We start from the raw sequence: 12,790 nt of genomic DNA, 5'->3' as shown, positions 1-12,790 counted from the left end.
CCCGTTCTGGGCACGGACCTGTACGAGGGACTCGGGCTGGGGGTTGGGTGGCATGGATCGGATCGCACGGCCTTCCGGGAAGACGCAGCCGCTCGGGAAGGCACAGTCCTGCGGGAAGTCGCAGCCGTCCGAGCGGACGCGGCCGTTCGGGACCGCCCGGGAGCCCAGGATCGCGCGGGAGTCCGGGGCGGCCGGGTCGCGGCGGGCGGCCGCGGACCGCGGGCCCACCCTGATCGGCTCCGTCCAGCGGGCGCTGCGGCTGCTGGAGGCGGTCGGCGGCTTCCGGCACGGCGCGACCGCCAAGCAGCTGGCCCGGGCCGCCGGACTGCCCCTCGGCACCGCCTACCACCTGCTGCGGACCCTGGCCCACGAGGGCTACCTGCGGCGCTCCGAGGGGCGCTTCTTCCACGGGGAGGCGCTCGACGGCATAGCCCGCCCCGGCGCGCGGCCCGGCGATCCCGACCTGCGGACGCGGATGCAGTCCCTGCGGGACGAACTCGGCGCCGCCGTCTACTTCGCGCTCTACCGGGACGGCGAGGTCCACGTGGTGGAGGTGGTCGAGGGCCCGAGCCGGCCCGCCGTCGAGCCCTGGGCGGACTTCCGGGCCACCGCCCACGCGCACGCCATCGGCCAGTGCCTGCTCGGCCAACTGCCCGAGGAGGAACGCCGTGACCACCTCGCCCGCCACCCGCCGGCCGGGCTCACCCCGTCCACCCTCACCGGTGAGAGCGCGGTGCTGCGCCGGCTCGCCTCGCTGCGGCCGACCATGCCCGTGCTGGAGCGGCAGGAGTACGTGCTCGGCACGGTCTGCGCGGCCGTCCCGATCACCATAGGCCCGGTGGTCGCCACCATGGCCCTGTCGCTCCCGGTCGACCAGGCCGACCGGCTGGGGCCCGCCGCCCGCCAACTGCGGCGCGGGGTGGGGGCGATGAGCCCGGCGTTCATCTCCTGACACCACTTGGTCTGGACCAGCTCCGGCTCGTTCACCATTTGAAAAAGCACACCTTGTCCGCTACATCCCCAAACGGGACGATGATGATCGAACGTGGATTGGTTGCATAAACCGTCACAAAAACCGTCGAAAACATGTCCGGCCGCCATCGGGCCAGCAGACCGACGGCGCGGGCAGAACGAGAGGTACTGGCGCCATGCAGCACAGCACAGTCCAGGGTCACCTGGTGATGAACCTCGTGGTCTCGCACGAGCTCTCCTTCCGCCTCCCGGTGGACCTGGCGTACGAGGCCGACGATCCGTACGCCGTCCGGCTCACCTTCCACCTCCCCGGAGACGCCCCGGTCACCTGGTACTTCGCGCGGGAGCTGCTGCTCGACGGGATCAGCGGGCCGGCGGGCGAGGGCGACGTGCACATCCGCCCGGTCGGCGACGAGCTCTCGGAGGTCCGCATCGTGCTGCGCTCCCCCGACGGCGACGCCCTGCTGTGCGCCTCGTCCGCGCCGCTGATCGCCTTCCTGGCGCGCACCGACCGGCTGGTGCCGATGGGACAGGAGTTCACCGGGCGGGACATCGACGCCCAGCTCGCCGACCTGCTCAAGGGGCGCGAGAACGCGGGGTGAGCGGTCCGGCGCCGACAGGCCGCGCGGCGAGAACGGCGAAGGGGCCCGTACCCGGTGGAACACCCGGGTGCGGGCCCCTTTCGGCTGTCCGCGCGGCGCCGGTCAGTCGTCGTCCAGGGCCAGGTGCAGGCCCCACGAGACCAGGCTGATGATCAGCGAACCGACCAGCGCGGAAACGAAGTTGGTCACGTGGAAGTCCAGGCTCAGCTTCCCGGAGGCCCAGGAGGTGAGCAGGAGCATCAGGGCGTTGATCACGAAGGTGATCAGACCCAGCGTGAGGATGAACAGGGGGAGCGAGAACAGCTTGACCACCGGCTTGATCAGCCAGTTCACCACGCCGAACACGACGGCGACGCCGAGCACCGTCAGCGCCTTGTGCTGCCAGTCCGCGTTGCCCTCGGCGAGTTGGATGCCGCTGACGATCCAGGCGGCGACCCAGATGGCCGCCGCGTTGATCAGTGTCTTGATGACGAAACCCTTCATGCCGCCCAAGCCTGACAGGTACCCCCGTCCCGGCGGAACCACCGGACGGCGGGGTGGTGTTGAATGCCCCTGGTCCGGGAGGTGGACGGACGGGCCCGAGAACGAGGGAGGACGGCGGCGGTGAAGCTCTTCCGGCTGGACGGACTGGACGCCGAACGGGCGGCCAACGACGGTGCGTACCTGCGGTTCCTGCGCGAACCGCGGATGTCCGCCGGGCTGTACGCGCTCGCCCCCGGCGACACCGACACCCAGACCGCGCACGACCAGGACGAGATCTACCAGGTGATCAGCGGCCGGGCCGAGCTGACCGTCGGCGCCGAGACCGCCACGGTCGGCCGCGGCACCGTGGTGTACGTGCCGGCCGGCACCCCGCACCGGTTCCACCACATCACCGAGGAGCTGCGCGTCCTGGTGGTGTTCTCCCCGCCGGAGGACTGAGCGCCCCGCCGGTTAGGGTCGGCGTCATGAGCACCAAGACGCTGACCGAAGAACTCTGGGCGGCCATCGAGCCGGTGTACGCCGAGATCCTCGCCCACCCCTTCCTGGCCGGGCTCACCGACGGCACCCTGCCGCGCGCGGCCTTCCGCCACTTCGTCGTCCAGGACTCGCACTACCTGCGCGACTACGCCCGCGCGCTCGCCGTCTGCGCCGCCAAGGCGCCCGGCGAGCAGGACGTCCGGGCCTTCGCCGACGACGCGGTCGGCGCGCTCGCCGCCGAGCAGGGCATGCACGCCGAGTTCCTGACCGCCTTCGGCGGCAGCGCCGAGGAGGCCGCCGCCGAGCCCGTGCTGCCCACCACCCGGGCCTACACCAGCTACCTGCTGGCCACCGTCTACGGCGGCTCCTTCGCCGAGGCGGTCGGCGCGGTGCTGCCCTGCTACTGGATCTACGCCCGGGTCGGCGAGGCGCTGCTCGCCCAGGGCTCGCCCGACCCGCTGTACAGCAAGTGGATCGCCACCTACGGCGACGAGGCCTTCCAGTCGGTGGTCCGCCGGGTGCTGGCGCTCACCGACCGGCTCGGTGAGGAGCTGTCCGCGGCCGAGCGCCGCAAGGTGGTCGAGCACTTCGTGACCACCTCGCGCTACGAGTGGATGTTCTGGGACGCGGCCTGGCGCGGAGAGCGCTGGCCGGTCTGAAGCCGCGCGGGTGCGTCCGCCGGTCGTCCGCCCGCCGTCCAGGTGCCGTACGGACGACGGGCGGGCGCTGCCGGGACGACGGGCGGTGCCGGGTCAGCCGGTGACGAAGTAGCCGGTCAGGTCGGCGACGACGTTCACCGGGCCGCCGTGGTTGAAGACCGAGTAGGTGCCCCCGCCGGTGACCCCGGTGGTCACCGAGTTGGCGACGGTCTGCCCGGGTTCGACGTTCACGGTGGAGGTGTTCGGCGGCAGGCCCCCGCCCGGGAACACCGTGAGGTGGCCGGAGTCGGTGACGTCGGTGATCGTGACGTTGGCCTCGACACCCAGCACGTTCGGGACGGAGCCGTCCGCGGGCACGGCCTGGACGGCCGTGGTCGCCCCCTGCTGGAGCTTGCCGCCGGTGATCCGGGTGTCGAGGTTGCGGACCGGCGTCGTGAGCGCGCTGAACAGGCCCCTTCCGGACGGCCCGTAGTAGCCGACGACGTCGACGATCACGTGCACCCAGCCGGCGCGGTTGTAGACGTCGATCCGCCCGTCCGCGCCGACCGGCACCACGACCTGGTTCGCGACCGTCGATCCCACCGGGAAGTTGACGTTCGAGCCGTAGGCGGGCCGCTGCGTCCCGCTCGGGTACGCGGTCAGGAAACTGTCCCAGGAGCCGTCCGTGGTGGTGACGTTGAGGACCACCGAGGTGGCGTCCGCGGTCCCCAGCTCGGGGCGGGCGACCTGGTAGCTGCGCACCGCGTCGCCGCCGAGCCGCCCGGTGCCGTCGCTGCGGCTGTCGGCGATCCGGGTCGGGGTCAGCGGGCCGTACTTGTCGGGCGCCGCGGTCCGGTAGTACCCGACCACGTCGAGCACGACATGGGCGGTGCCCGCGTTGTTGTAGACGTTGATCCACGGGGCGCCCCGGCCGACCGGACCGACCGCGATCGTGACCAGGTTGGAGATGGTCTGGCCGGCCTTGAAGTTGATGCTGGAGGTGGCGGGCTTGGTGCCGGCCGGGCCGGCCTTGGCGGCGAGCGTGACGAAGCCGTCGGCGGTCGGGTCGGTCACGGTGAGGTTGACCACCACGGCCGTGGCGTCGGTCGGCACGGCGGAGCCGCAGTACATCGGCGGGTGGCTGCCGCAGCGCTGCGACACCGGGGTGCTGTAGTACTCGCCTTCCTTGAGCGGTCCGAAGTGGTCGTGCGACGGGGTCTGGTCGTAGGAGCGGGTGTCCAGGATCCGGGTCGGGGACATCCCGACGAACCCGGCCGGTGCGGTCACGTCGGCGGCAGCGGTCACGGCCGCCGGTGCCGCGGTCGCCGGGACCGCGGCGAGCGCCGCCACGGTCAGGTTGAGCGCCGCGAGAGCGGCTGTGGACACGGCTGTTCTGGCCCGCATGATCAGGTTCCCCCCTGGTCGATGGCACCGGACGGGCGTTCTTCCGGCACTGGTTGGACGCTTGGGAACGCCGGGGGTTGTACGCCGCCGGACGAATTCTCGGGGGTCACCCGGGGGGTCGGGCTCGGGGTGATCTCGGGGTTCTCTCCGGGCCGTTGGGCCTCGTTCCGGCACTCGCGCCACCGTACGATCGAAGTACCGAAAGCAAGCGGGATGCGGCACCGGACGGCGGCCGACCCGAGGGGAGAAGAGGAACCGACATGGCTGAGCTCTGGAAGTCGCTGCCCTCCTGGGTGCGCAACATCGTCATCCCGGTGCTGGTCCTGGTGCTGGCCTGGAACATCGTCGCCTTCGTGTTCGGCGTCGTCGGCGCCCTGCTCTCGATCGTGATCAAGCTGCTGGTGGTGGTCGGCATCGCCGCCGCCGTGGTGGTCCTGGTGAAGAAGGCCGCCAAGAGCTGACCCACCACCCCGTAACGCCGCCCTGAGGCCCGGCCCCCCACGAGAGGGGGGACCGGGCCTCGGCCGTTCTCCGGTATCCGATCGGCTACTGGTTGCGGTAGTAGCCGAAGAGGTCGACGACGACATCGGTCGTGCCGGCGCGGCCGACCGGGCGGGGTGGGGCGCTCTGGACCTGCGGCGATCGGCTCGCTACGGTGTTGGGCGTCGTGTGCAGGCAACACCGCCTGCGACGCGGGAGCTCGGAGCACCGGGCTGAGAGGACGCTGACCGGGACGTCGACGGACGGACCGACGGCTGCGTCGACCGCAGGAACCTGACCGGGTAATGCCGGCGTAGGGAGTAGAGGTCAGATGACCACGTTCGAAGCACAGCCGCAGTCTGCCCAGGGCGCCCCCAGCAGCGAGCGCACCGGCTACCCGACCCCGGCCTGGCGCAAGTCCTACCGCGAGGGGTCGCGTCCCGACCTGCGCGTTCCGTACCGCGAGGTGCGGCTCTCCAACGGCGGGTCCGTCCCGCTGTACGACACCTCCGGCCCGTACACCGACCCGTCCTTCGAGCCCGATGTGCGGCGCGGCCTGCCCGCCCTGCGGGACGCCTGGATCCGCCAGCGCGGCGACGTCGAGGAGTACGACGGCCGCGAGCCGCGCCCCGAGGACGACGGGATCAAGCACACCTCGCCGCGCGGCGGGAACCTGCGCAACCTGGACGCCGTCTTCCCGGGCCGGCCGCGTCGCCCGCTGCGCGGTCGCGGTGGCGCCGCCGTCACCCAACTCGCCTACGCCAAGCGGGGTGTGGTGACGCCGGAGATGGAGTTCGTGGCGCTGCGCGAGGGCCTGGCGCCGGAGTACGTGCGCGCCGAGGTGGCCCGCGGCCGGGCCGTCATCCCGGTCAACGTGAACCACCCGGAGGTGGAGCCGGCCGTCATCGGCACCAACTTCCTGGTGAAGATCAACGCCAACATCGGCAACTCCGCCGTCACCTCCTCGATCGAGGAGGAGGTGGAGAAGATGACCTGGGCCACCCGCTGGGGAGCGGACACCGTCATGGACCTCTCCACCGGCCGCAACATCCACACCACCCGCGAGTGGATCCTGCGCAACTCCCCGGTGCCGATCGGCACCGTGCCGCTGTACCAGGCCCTGGAGAAGGTGGACGGCAGGGCCGAGGAGCTGAGCTGGGAGGTCTACCGGGACACGATCGTCGAGCAGTGCGAGCAGGGCGTCGACTACATGACCGTCCACGCCGGCGTGCTGCTGCGCTACGTCCCGCTCACCGCGCGCCGCAAGACCGGCATCGTCTCGCGCGGCGGCTCGATCATGGCGGCCTGGTGTCTGGCCCACCACCAGGAGAACTTCCTCTACACCAACTTCGAGGAACTCTGCTCCATCCTGGCCTCCTACGACGTCACCTTCTCGCTCGGCGACGGCCTGCGCCCGGGCTCGATCGCGGACGCCAACGACGAGGCGCAGTTCGCCGAGCTGAAGACCCTCGGCGAGCTCGGCCGGATCGCCCGCGAGCACGACGTCCAGGTGATGATCGAGGGCCCGGGCCACGTCCCGATGAACAAGATCAAGGAGAACATGGATCTCCAGAAGGAGATCTGCGACGAGGCGCCGTTCTACACCCTCGGCCCGCTGACCACGGACGTCGCCCCCGGCTACGACCACATCACCTCGGGCATCGGCGCGGCGATGATCGCCTGGTGGGGCACCGCGATGCTCTGCTACGTGACCCCCAAGGAGCACCTGGGCCTGCCCAACCGGGACGACGTCAAGACCGGTGTGATCACCTACAAGATCGCCGCCCACGCCGCCGACCTGGCCAAGGGCCACCCCGGCGCCCAGGCCTGGGACGACGCCCTCTCCGACGCCCGCTTCGAGTTCCGCTGGGAGGACCAGTTCAACCTGGCCCTCGACCCGGAGACCGCCCGCGCCTTCCACGACGAGACCCTCCCCGCCGAGCCCGCCAAGACCGCGCACTTCTGCTCGATGTGCGGCCCGAAGTTCTGCTCGATGAAGATCTCCCAGAAGATCCGCGACGAGCACGGCGACGGTTCCACCGCCGTGGACACCGAGTTCGACGCCGAGGCCCTGGCGGGCATGGCCGAGAAGTCCGCCGAGTTCGCGGCCCAGGGCAACAAGGTCTACCTGCCCCTGGTCGACTGACCCGGGACGCCTGAGCGCCGCCCCGATCACCTCGGGGCGGCGCTTCGCCGTCCTCGCCGTCCTCGGCTACTTCTCGGCGTCGCCGAAGACCATGCGGTGTCCGCGCGCGGTGTCCATGTACTCACGGACGCGGTGGATCAGCCCGTCACGGAGTTCGAAGACCAGGCAGTAGTCATTGGCGTAGTGATTGCCGTTGGCGAGCGTCGCGGTCATGGTCTCCTCCACGATCACGCGCTCGCCGTCGGCGTGGAAACCGTGGAAGGTGACGTCGACGTCCCTGACGAACAGGCGGGAGAAGTCCTCGGCGAGGAAACGCGTGATCATTTCCCTGCCGACCATGTGACTGGGGCGGTCCAGCGCGGTGGCCGTCGCGTTTCCCGGAGGTGCCAGCCACTCGGCGTCCTCGGTGAAGACCGCGGAGATCTGGTCGGCGTCGTGGCCGGCGAACGCCTTCCAGGCGGCCCGGACGATGTCGTGGCTGCTCACCGGGGTTCGGTCGGGACGGGTGCCGGTCCGGGCGCGGCCGATGAAGCGGCCTCCAGCGTGCGGCGGATCACCGCCGAACCGTGCTCGACGGACTCGGCGATCGGTGCGGCCAGCGCGTCGGGCAGGACATCGGTGTGCCACACGAATCTCGTCCGGCCGCCGGCCTCCGGAAGGGCCTGCATGGACGCGTGGTGGTGGGACGGATGGAGGCTGCCGCCGACGACCGTGTAGGCGACCCGCATCGCCTCGTGGTCGAGGTCGACGAGCCGTTCGAACACGATCGTGCCGTCGGCGAAGGTGATGGTGCGCGTGTCCGAGCTCAGCCGGGTGTCGGTGACGAACCCGGGCGCCAGCCGCTCGTGCACCGCGCCGTAGTCGCTGAGCACCGACCACACCGCCTCGGGGCGGGCATCGATGACGATTTCCTTGTGGATCGAGGCCATGGGTGATCGACTCCTCGTCAGGCCGAAGCGATGCAGAACAGGTGGCCCTCGGGGTCGGCGAGAACGGTCCACTCGCCTTCGCCGGGCTGGAACTCCGGCTTGGTCGCCCCCGCCGAGAGCAGCTCCTTCACCGTGGTCTCGGGATCGGCCACCGTGAAGTCGAGGTGGGCGTGCTTCGCGGCGTCGGGCCAGCCGGGCCCCCGGTAGCCGACGACCCGCTGGAAGGCCAACCGGACCGGCCCCCTGCCGAGTTGGACGAAGTCGTCGTCGCCCTGCCCGAGGTCCCAGCCGGTGACCTTGCGGTAGAACTCGGCGAGGGCCCGGGGATCGGCGCAGTCGATGGTGATCGCGGTGAGTTCCGCGTGAACGGCCATGGATGGCTCCCTTCGTGTCATCACGTGAGCCCCAGCATCCGGGGCAATGGCGCCGAAGGTCTTGAAGATCCTTGCGGGCCGTTCTGTCGTACCCGGCGGATACCGTTCGCGGCATGCTGTCCGCATCGACCCTCGCCGCCCGGCCGGAGTTCACCGTGGCCGTGGTGGGGTGCCGCTCCGACCACGCCCGGTGGTCGCAGCCGGAGACCCGCGACGACCACCGCCTGGTGCTGGTGCGACGCGGCAGGTTCCGACGGTCGGCCGACGGCGCCGACATCGATCTGGACCGGACCACGGCCTACTTGGGCGCGCCCGGCGAACAGGAGCGCTTCGCCCATCCGGCCGGCGGCGACGTCTGCACGTCGGTCAGCTTCGAACCCTCCCTCCTCGGGCGCCCGCCCGCCGCGACGACGGTGTATGTCGACGCGCGCGTCGATCTCGCCCACCGCCGTCTGGTGGCCGCCGCGGCCACCGGCGACATCGACTACGCGCTGGCGGAGGAACTGCTCCGCCTCGTCGCGGCCGTGGCCGGTGAGCCGACCTTCCGCTCCCGGCCGGCCGACCGGGCGCTGGCCGCCGCGGCGCGCGGGGCGATCATCGAAGAGGCCCCGGAGGCCGGAGGGCTCTGCGCACTGGCCGCGCTGCTGGAGGTGTCGCCCTACCGACTGAGCCGGGTGTTCTCCAGGGAGACGGGCGTCTCGCTGACCCGCTACCGCAACCGCGTGCGCGTCACCCGGGCCATGGACCGGATCGCCGAGGGCGAACCCAGCCTCGCCGCCCTGGCAGCACAGCTCGGCTTCGCCGACCAGGCGCACCTGACCCGCATCGTCCGCGAGCACGTGGGACACACACCGACGGTGCTGCGTCGGCTGCTTGCCCCGGTTCGCGCCCGCCATGAGCCGACGGGCCGATGAACATGCCGCCGTGGGTCACGCGGGCTCGGCGGCGAGCAGGTCGGTGGTGCGGTCCGCGGTGAGCACGCCGAGGATGTAGCCGTCCTCGTCGACGACGGGCCAGACCGCCAGGTGCTTGATCCGCATGGCGATCGCGGCCAGGGTCAGGCCCATGGTCGGCCAGGCGAACGGGCCGCGCTGGTGGGTGGTGGCGCTGATGGCGGTCCGCTCGGTGTACCAGGAGCGGGTGAGGAACGGGTGGAGTCCGGTGCGGGTGACCAGCCCTTCGCACCGGCCGTCGTGGCCGCGCACGAGGAGGTAGTCCAGGTGGGCGCCGCGGAGGATGTCGTCGGCCCGGTCGACGGTGCTGTCGTCGGCTATCTGGTAGTCGCAGGGTTCCATGGCGTCGGCGACCGTGAGGCCGTGGCCGGGCCGGGCGGGCTGGGGCGAGTGAGTGGTCACGGGCGAGTGAGTGGTCACGGCGTTCACCGTTCCCGTCTCCGGCCGCCCGCCGGGGCGGGGTCTGCCGGGCTGTCCTGCACCCAGAACGAAGCCGGAACGGGGACCGGGATACGTGATGCCCTGGATGTCTCCGAGGCTACTCCTGCGGTGGTCGGCCCGGCGGAGGCTACGGCGGAGTAGCGTGGGGAGCAACCGAGGACATTTCGGACACCGGCATCAGCGTCGACGTCGCCCTGGGTCATGACGGGTCCCTCGTGGACCGGACGGGCGGCCTCAGATGATGCCGATCCCCCTTCCCATTCCTTCCTCCCCCGGGCCGTGGACGGTGCCCGGTGCCCCGCTGCTGCCGCGCTTGGAGCTGGAGCCGACGATGTCGCGGGAGGGTGTCTTCGACGGGGCCTGGTGGCCGCGTTCGAACGAGGTCCTCGCCGAACTGCCGGACCTGATCACCGCGCTCGGCGCCCACTTCGGGCGCATCCTGCGGGTCGGCCTCGACACCGAGGCCTGGGACGGTGTGCCCCGGTCCGTCGCTGCGAACGGCCTGATGGTCAGGATCAACTGGTTCGCCGGCAGCGACGGGACGATCAGCGTCACCCGGGGCCTCCAGGACCACTTCCTCCTGCTGGTGGTGCCGCCCGGCACCGACGAGACGACGGCCGCCTCGGCGATGGCCGGAGCCTCCGCGACGGGGAACCACACCCCGGCGGCGGAGCTGCTGCTCGGCCGGCCGGTGGTCGTCGTCGCGCCCGGCCGGGTTCACGGCTGAAGCCGTTCTCCATCGATGGAGAACACCGGTGGGAGAAGTCGTCGATGGAGAACACCGGTGGGATGAAGTCGTCGAAGAATCTTCGCGGGGAGCGATGAGCTTCCGGGACGCCCGGGGTCTACCCCTGTGCAAGCGACGGACGTGACCACGGAGGAGATCCCGAGATGACCGAGAACCTGGGCGAGCTGACCATCACCCGCGAGCTGCCGGGCGCCCCGGCCGCCGCGTTCGAGGCGTACTTCGAGCCGGAGCAGTTCGTCCGCTTCTGGGGTCCGGTCGGCACCCACGTGCCGCTGGAGACCGTGACCGTCGAGGCGAAGGAGGGCGGTCGCTACGACAGCACCATGGTGATCGACGCGACCGGCGACCGGTACCCGCTGAAGGCCGAGATCACCGAGATCCGGGTCGGCGAGTTCTTCGCGATGGTGGAGGAGGGCTCGGGCATGCGCTCCACCCTCACCTTCACCGGGCTCGACGGGGGCGGCACCCGGGTGGTGCTGCACCAGACCGGGGTGCCGGAGATGTTCCGCGGCCCGGAGGCCGAGGCGGGGCTCAACTCCAGTTTCGACCGGCTGGTCGAGCACCTCGCCGGCCGGAACTGACGGGCGCGGCGCTTCCGGCGTGCCCGCCCCGGGCCACCCCCGTGGGCCCGGGGCGGGGGCGCGGTCCGTTGGCCGCGCTGGGGGCGGACGGTCAGTTGGCCGCGTCCTGGGGGTACCAGCGGAGCTCGACGGTGTTGCCGTCCGGGTCCTGGACGTAGACGGAGGTGGCGGTGCCGCGGGCGCCGTAGCGGGGGACGGGGCCCTCCAGGACGGTGAAGGTGCCCGCGTCGATGACCTCCTGCCAGTCGAGGGGCTCGACGGTGAGGCAGAAGTGGTCGACGTTGGACTCGTGCCGGGGGCCGTGGGCCAGGTCGATGATGGTTTCGGCGCTGACCCGGATCGACGGGAAGGACACCTTGCCGGCGCGCCACTCGTCGACGCGGACGGGCTCCAGGCCCAGGAGGCCGGCGTAGAAGGCCAGCGAACGCTCGACGTCGGCGACGTTGAGGACCAGGTGGTCGAAGGCTACGACGCGCATGGGTGATCGGCTCCGCTCGGGTGGGGCTGTCGGGGACGGGTTCAACGATCCTCTCGGCCGCGCGGGTGATCAATGCGCGATCGCCGTAGGATCGTTGAGCCGGATTCAACGATCGAGGGGCGGGGCGGGATGCTGGAGCGGTTGGAGATCGAGGTCTTCCTCGCGCTCGCCGGGGAGCTGCACTTCGGCCGGACCGCGGAGCGGCTGCACCTGACCACCGGGCGGGTCAGCCAGGTGGTGAAGAAGCTGGAGCGCCGGATCGGCGGGCAGTTGTTCGACCGCACCAGCCGGTCGGTCCGACTCACCCCGGTGGGGCGGCAGTTGGCGGACGACCTGGTCCCGGTGGTGGCGGCGATGGAGGCGGCGCTGCGCCGGGCGGAGGACGCGAACCGGGGCGTCACCGGGGAGCTGCGGGTGGCGTTCCTCGGCGAGTGGACGGCGCCGGTGCTGCTCAAGGCGGTCGCGCTGTTCGGCGAGCGGCACCCGGACTGCCGGGTGGACGTGCGGGAGGTGCAGCTCTCCAACTCCCGGGCGAGCCTGGTGGACGGTTCGATCGACGTCCTGATCGCCTCCTACCCGTTCGACGGCATGGCCCGCGGGCCGGTGCTGCTGACCGAGCGGCGGGTCCTGGCGGTGGCGGCCGGGCACCCCTTGGCCGGCGAGCGGTCGGTGTCGCTGGAGGTGCTCGCGGACCATCCGGTGGTGCAGTACCCGGAGGTCACCTCGGCGGGCTTCAAGCGCGACCGCACCCCCGGCCGGACCCCGTCCGGCCGCCCGGTGCCCAAGGGGCCGTCCGGCGGCACCTTCTCCGAGATGCTCAGCCTGGTCGCGATGGGCCGCGGCGTCCTCCCGGTCGGCGAACACTCCCGCCGCTACTACCCGCGCCCGGACGTCGCGTACGTGCCGATCCACGACGCGCCCCCGATCGAGCGCGGCCCGGTCTGGCTGGAGAGCAACACCACCGCCCGGGTCCGCGCCTTCGTCCGGGCGGCCACGGACGCCGTCGCGGAGTCGGCCGACCGGGCGGCGCCGTTGTGCGTGCCGGCGGAGTGACCGCGGCAGGCGGAGTGACCGGTGCCGGCGG

17 protein-coding genes and 1 riboswitch are annotated in these 12,790 nt (G+C 71.7%); of the genes, 10 read left to right on the top strand and 7 right to left on the bottom strand.

What is annotated here, in order from left to right; genetic code table 11:
• The first annotated feature begins 52 nt into the window (after positions 1 to 52).
• Positions 53 to 952, top strand: a complete 900-nt coding sequence (locus tag ACFVHV_RS26230) for a helix-turn-helix domain-containing protein (protein ID WP_359905193.1) — start codon at positions 53 to 55, stop codon at positions 950 to 952.
• Between the two features lie 196 nt (positions 953 to 1,148).
• Complete coding sequence (locus ACFVHV_RS26225) at positions 1,149 to 1,574, top strand: SsgA family sporulation/cell division regulator (protein WP_359905190.1); 426 nt, start codon at positions 1,149 to 1,151, stop codon at positions 1,572 to 1,574.
• A 102-nt stretch (positions 1,575 to 1,676) separates the two neighbouring features.
• On the opposite strand, the gene ACFVHV_RS26220 is transcribed toward ACFVHV_RS26225, so the two are convergent.
• Positions 1,677 to 2,057 carry a phage holin family protein gene (locus tag ACFVHV_RS26220; protein WP_359905187.1) on the bottom strand — a complete coding sequence of 127 codons (381 nt, stop codon included), beginning with the start codon at positions 2,055 to 2,057 and terminating at the stop codon, positions 1,677 to 1,679.
• A 120-nt stretch (positions 2,058 to 2,177) separates the two neighbouring features.
• On the opposite strand from ACFVHV_RS26220, the gene ACFVHV_RS26215 reads away from it, so the two are divergent.
• Both ACFVHV_RS26215 and tenA read left to right on the top strand, forming a co-directional pair.
• Complete coding sequence (locus ACFVHV_RS26215; RefSeq protein WP_359905184.1) at positions 2,178 to 2,495, top strand: cupin domain-containing protein; 318 nt, start codon at positions 2,178 to 2,180, stop codon at positions 2,493 to 2,495.
• 26 nt (positions 2,496 to 2,521) lie between these two features.
• On the top strand, positions 2,522 to 3,193 hold the full coding sequence (tenA, locus tag ACFVHV_RS26210; RefSeq protein WP_359905181.1) for a thiaminase II: 672 nt from the start codon (positions 2,522 to 2,524) through the stop codon (positions 3,191 to 3,193).
• A gap of 93 nt (positions 3,194 to 3,286) precedes the next feature.
• Here tenA and ACFVHV_RS26205 read toward each other — a convergent pair whose 3' ends face one another.
• Positions 3,287 to 4,558 carry a hypothetical protein gene (locus tag ACFVHV_RS26205; protein WP_380353946.1) on the bottom strand — a complete coding sequence of 424 codons (1,272 nt, stop codon included), beginning with the start codon at positions 4,556 to 4,558 and terminating at the stop codon, positions 3,287 to 3,289.
• Positions 4,559 to 4,836: 278 nt separating this feature from the next.
• On the opposite strand from ACFVHV_RS26205, the gene ACFVHV_RS26200 reads away from it, so the two are divergent.
• Together ACFVHV_RS26200 and thiC are read left to right on the top strand one after the other, a co-directional pair.
• Entirely contained in the window at positions 4,837 to 5,037 is a 201-nt protein-coding gene (locus tag ACFVHV_RS26200) for a DUF5326 family protein (RefSeq protein WP_049653234.1), read from the top strand.
• Between the two features lie 221 nt (positions 5,038 to 5,258).
• Positions 5,259 to 5,393, top strand: a riboswitch (TPP riboswitch).
• The gene (thiC, locus tag ACFVHV_RS26195; protein ID WP_380353943.1) at positions 5,388 to 7,202 is read left to right on the top strand and encodes a phosphomethylpyrimidine synthase ThiC; all 1,815 of its coding nucleotides are present in this window, start codon (positions 5,388 to 5,390) and stop codon (positions 7,200 to 7,202) included. (Overlaps the previous riboswitch by 6 nt.)
• Before the next feature lie 66 nt (positions 7,203 to 7,268).
• Here thiC and ACFVHV_RS26190 read toward each other — a convergent pair whose 3' ends face one another.
• Genes ACFVHV_RS26190 through ACFVHV_RS26180 form a run of 3 tightly spaced genes read right to left on the bottom strand, consistent with a single transcriptional unit; the run spans position 7,269 to position 8,505 of the window.
• A complete protein-coding gene (locus ACFVHV_RS26190) occupies positions 7,269 to 7,688 on the bottom strand; it encodes a nuclear transport factor 2 family protein (RefSeq protein WP_359905173.1) in 420 nt (139 codons plus the stop codon).
• Positions 7,685 to 8,131, bottom strand: coding sequence for an SRPBCC family protein (locus tag ACFVHV_RS26185; protein WP_380353942.1), 447 nt, complete (start codon positions 8,129 to 8,131; stop codon positions 7,685 to 7,687). The genes ACFVHV_RS26190 and ACFVHV_RS26185 overlap by 4 nt, the downstream gene beginning before the upstream one ends.
• A 17-nt stretch (positions 8,132 to 8,148) precedes the next feature.
• Positions 8,149 to 8,505 carry a VOC family protein gene (locus ACFVHV_RS26180; RefSeq protein WP_380353939.1) on the bottom strand — a complete coding sequence of 119 codons (357 nt, stop codon included), beginning with the start codon at positions 8,503 to 8,505 and terminating at the stop codon, positions 8,149 to 8,151.
• Between the two features lie 113 nt (positions 8,506 to 8,618).
• On the opposite strand from ACFVHV_RS26180, the gene ACFVHV_RS26175 reads away from it, so the two are divergent.
• Complete coding sequence (locus tag ACFVHV_RS26175; RefSeq protein ID WP_380353937.1) at positions 8,619 to 9,419, top strand: helix-turn-helix transcriptional regulator; 801 nt, start codon at positions 8,619 to 8,621, stop codon at positions 9,417 to 9,419.
• A 15-nt stretch (positions 9,420 to 9,434) separates the two neighbouring features.
• Here the strand turns inward: ACFVHV_RS26175 and ACFVHV_RS26170 are convergent, their stop codons facing one another.
• Entirely contained in the window at positions 9,435 to 9,860 is a 426-nt protein-coding gene (locus ACFVHV_RS26170) for a CBS domain-containing protein (RefSeq protein ID WP_359905161.1), read from the bottom strand.
• A gap of 277 nt (positions 9,861 to 10,137) precedes the next feature.
• Between ACFVHV_RS26170 and ACFVHV_RS26165 the strand changes: the two genes are divergently transcribed.
• A complete protein-coding gene (locus tag ACFVHV_RS26165) occupies positions 10,138 to 10,626 on the top strand; it encodes a DUF5994 family protein (protein ID WP_359905158.1) in 489 nt (162 codons plus the stop codon).
• Between the two features lie 164 nt (positions 10,627 to 10,790).
• Positions 10,791 to 11,228 carry an SRPBCC domain-containing protein gene (locus ACFVHV_RS26160; RefSeq protein WP_359905155.1) on the top strand — a complete coding sequence of 146 codons (438 nt, stop codon included), beginning with the start codon at positions 10,791 to 10,793 and terminating at the stop codon, positions 11,226 to 11,228.
• A 91-nt stretch (positions 11,229 to 11,319) separates the two neighbouring features.
• Here the strand turns inward: ACFVHV_RS26160 and ACFVHV_RS26155 are convergent, their stop codons facing one another.
• Positions 11,320 to 11,706 carry a VOC family protein gene (locus ACFVHV_RS26155; RefSeq protein ID WP_359905153.1) on the bottom strand — a complete coding sequence of 129 codons (387 nt, stop codon included), beginning with the start codon at positions 11,704 to 11,706 and terminating at the stop codon, positions 11,320 to 11,322.
• Between the two features lie 129 nt (positions 11,707 to 11,835).
• Here ACFVHV_RS26155 and ACFVHV_RS26150 point away from each other — a divergent pair, with 129 nt between their 5' ends.
• A complete protein-coding gene (locus ACFVHV_RS26150; RefSeq protein ID WP_380353932.1) occupies positions 11,836 to 12,759 on the top strand; it encodes a LysR family transcriptional regulator in 924 nt (307 codons plus the stop codon).
• Positions 12,760 to 12,790: the final 31 nt, after the last annotated feature.

This window comes from Kitasatospora sp. NPDC127116, from assembly GCF_042677365.1.
Classification (GTDB): Bacteria; Actinomycetota; Actinomycetes; order Streptomycetales; family Streptomycetaceae; genus Kitasatospora; species Kitasatospora lactacystinica.
This window is presented reverse-complemented; position numbering and strand designations above follow the sequence as displayed.

Bases quoted from the DNA above. Each gene is read 5' to 3' on its own strand.
- ACFVHV_RS26180 (WP_380353939.1), bottom strand. From the start codon at position 8,505: ATGGCCGTTCACGCGGAACTCACCGCGATCACCATCGACTGCGCCGAT.
- ACFVHV_RS26175 (WP_380353937.1), top strand. From the start codon at position 8,619: ATGCTGTCCGCATCGACCCTCGCCGCCCGGCCGGAGTTCACCGTGGCC.
- ACFVHV_RS26150 (WP_380353932.1), top strand. From the start codon at position 11,836: ATGCTGGAGCGGTTGGAGATCGAGGTCTTCCTCGCGCTCGCCGGGGAG.
- ACFVHV_RS26220 (WP_359905187.1), bottom strand. From the start codon at position 2,057: ATGAAGGGTTTCGTCATCAAGACACTGATCAACGCGGCGGCCATCTGG.
- ACFVHV_RS26230 (WP_359905193.1), top strand. From the start codon at position 53: ATGGATCGGATCGCACGGCCTTCCGGGAAGACGCAGCCGCTCGGGAAG.
- ACFVHV_RS26225 (WP_359905190.1), top strand. From the start codon at position 1,149: ATGCAGCACAGCACAGTCCAGGGTCACCTGGTGATGAACCTCGTGGTC.
- ACFVHV_RS26160 (WP_359905155.1), top strand. From the start codon at position 10,791: ATGACCGAGAACCTGGGCGAGCTGACCATCACCCGCGAGCTGCCGGGC.
- tenA (WP_359905181.1), top strand. From the start codon at position 2,522: ATGAGCACCAAGACGCTGACCGAAGAACTCTGGGCGGCCATCGAGCCG.
- ACFVHV_RS26185 (WP_380353942.1), bottom strand. From the start codon at position 8,131: ATGGCCTCGATCCACAAGGAAATCGTCATCGATGCCCGCCCCGAGGCG.
- ACFVHV_RS26165 (WP_359905158.1), top strand. From the start codon at position 10,138: ATGATGCCGATCCCCCTTCCCATTCCTTCCTCCCCCGGGCCGTGGACG.
- ACFVHV_RS26155 (WP_359905153.1), bottom strand. From the start codon at position 11,706: ATGCGCGTCGTAGCCTTCGACCACCTGGTCCTCAACGTCGCCGACGTC.
- thiC (WP_380353943.1), top strand. From the start codon at position 5,388: ATGACCACGTTCGAAGCACAGCCGCAGTCTGCCCAGGGCGCCCCCAGC.
- ACFVHV_RS26200 (WP_049653234.1), top strand. From the start codon at position 4,837: ATGGCTGAGCTCTGGAAGTCGCTGCCCTCCTGGGTGCGCAACATCGTC.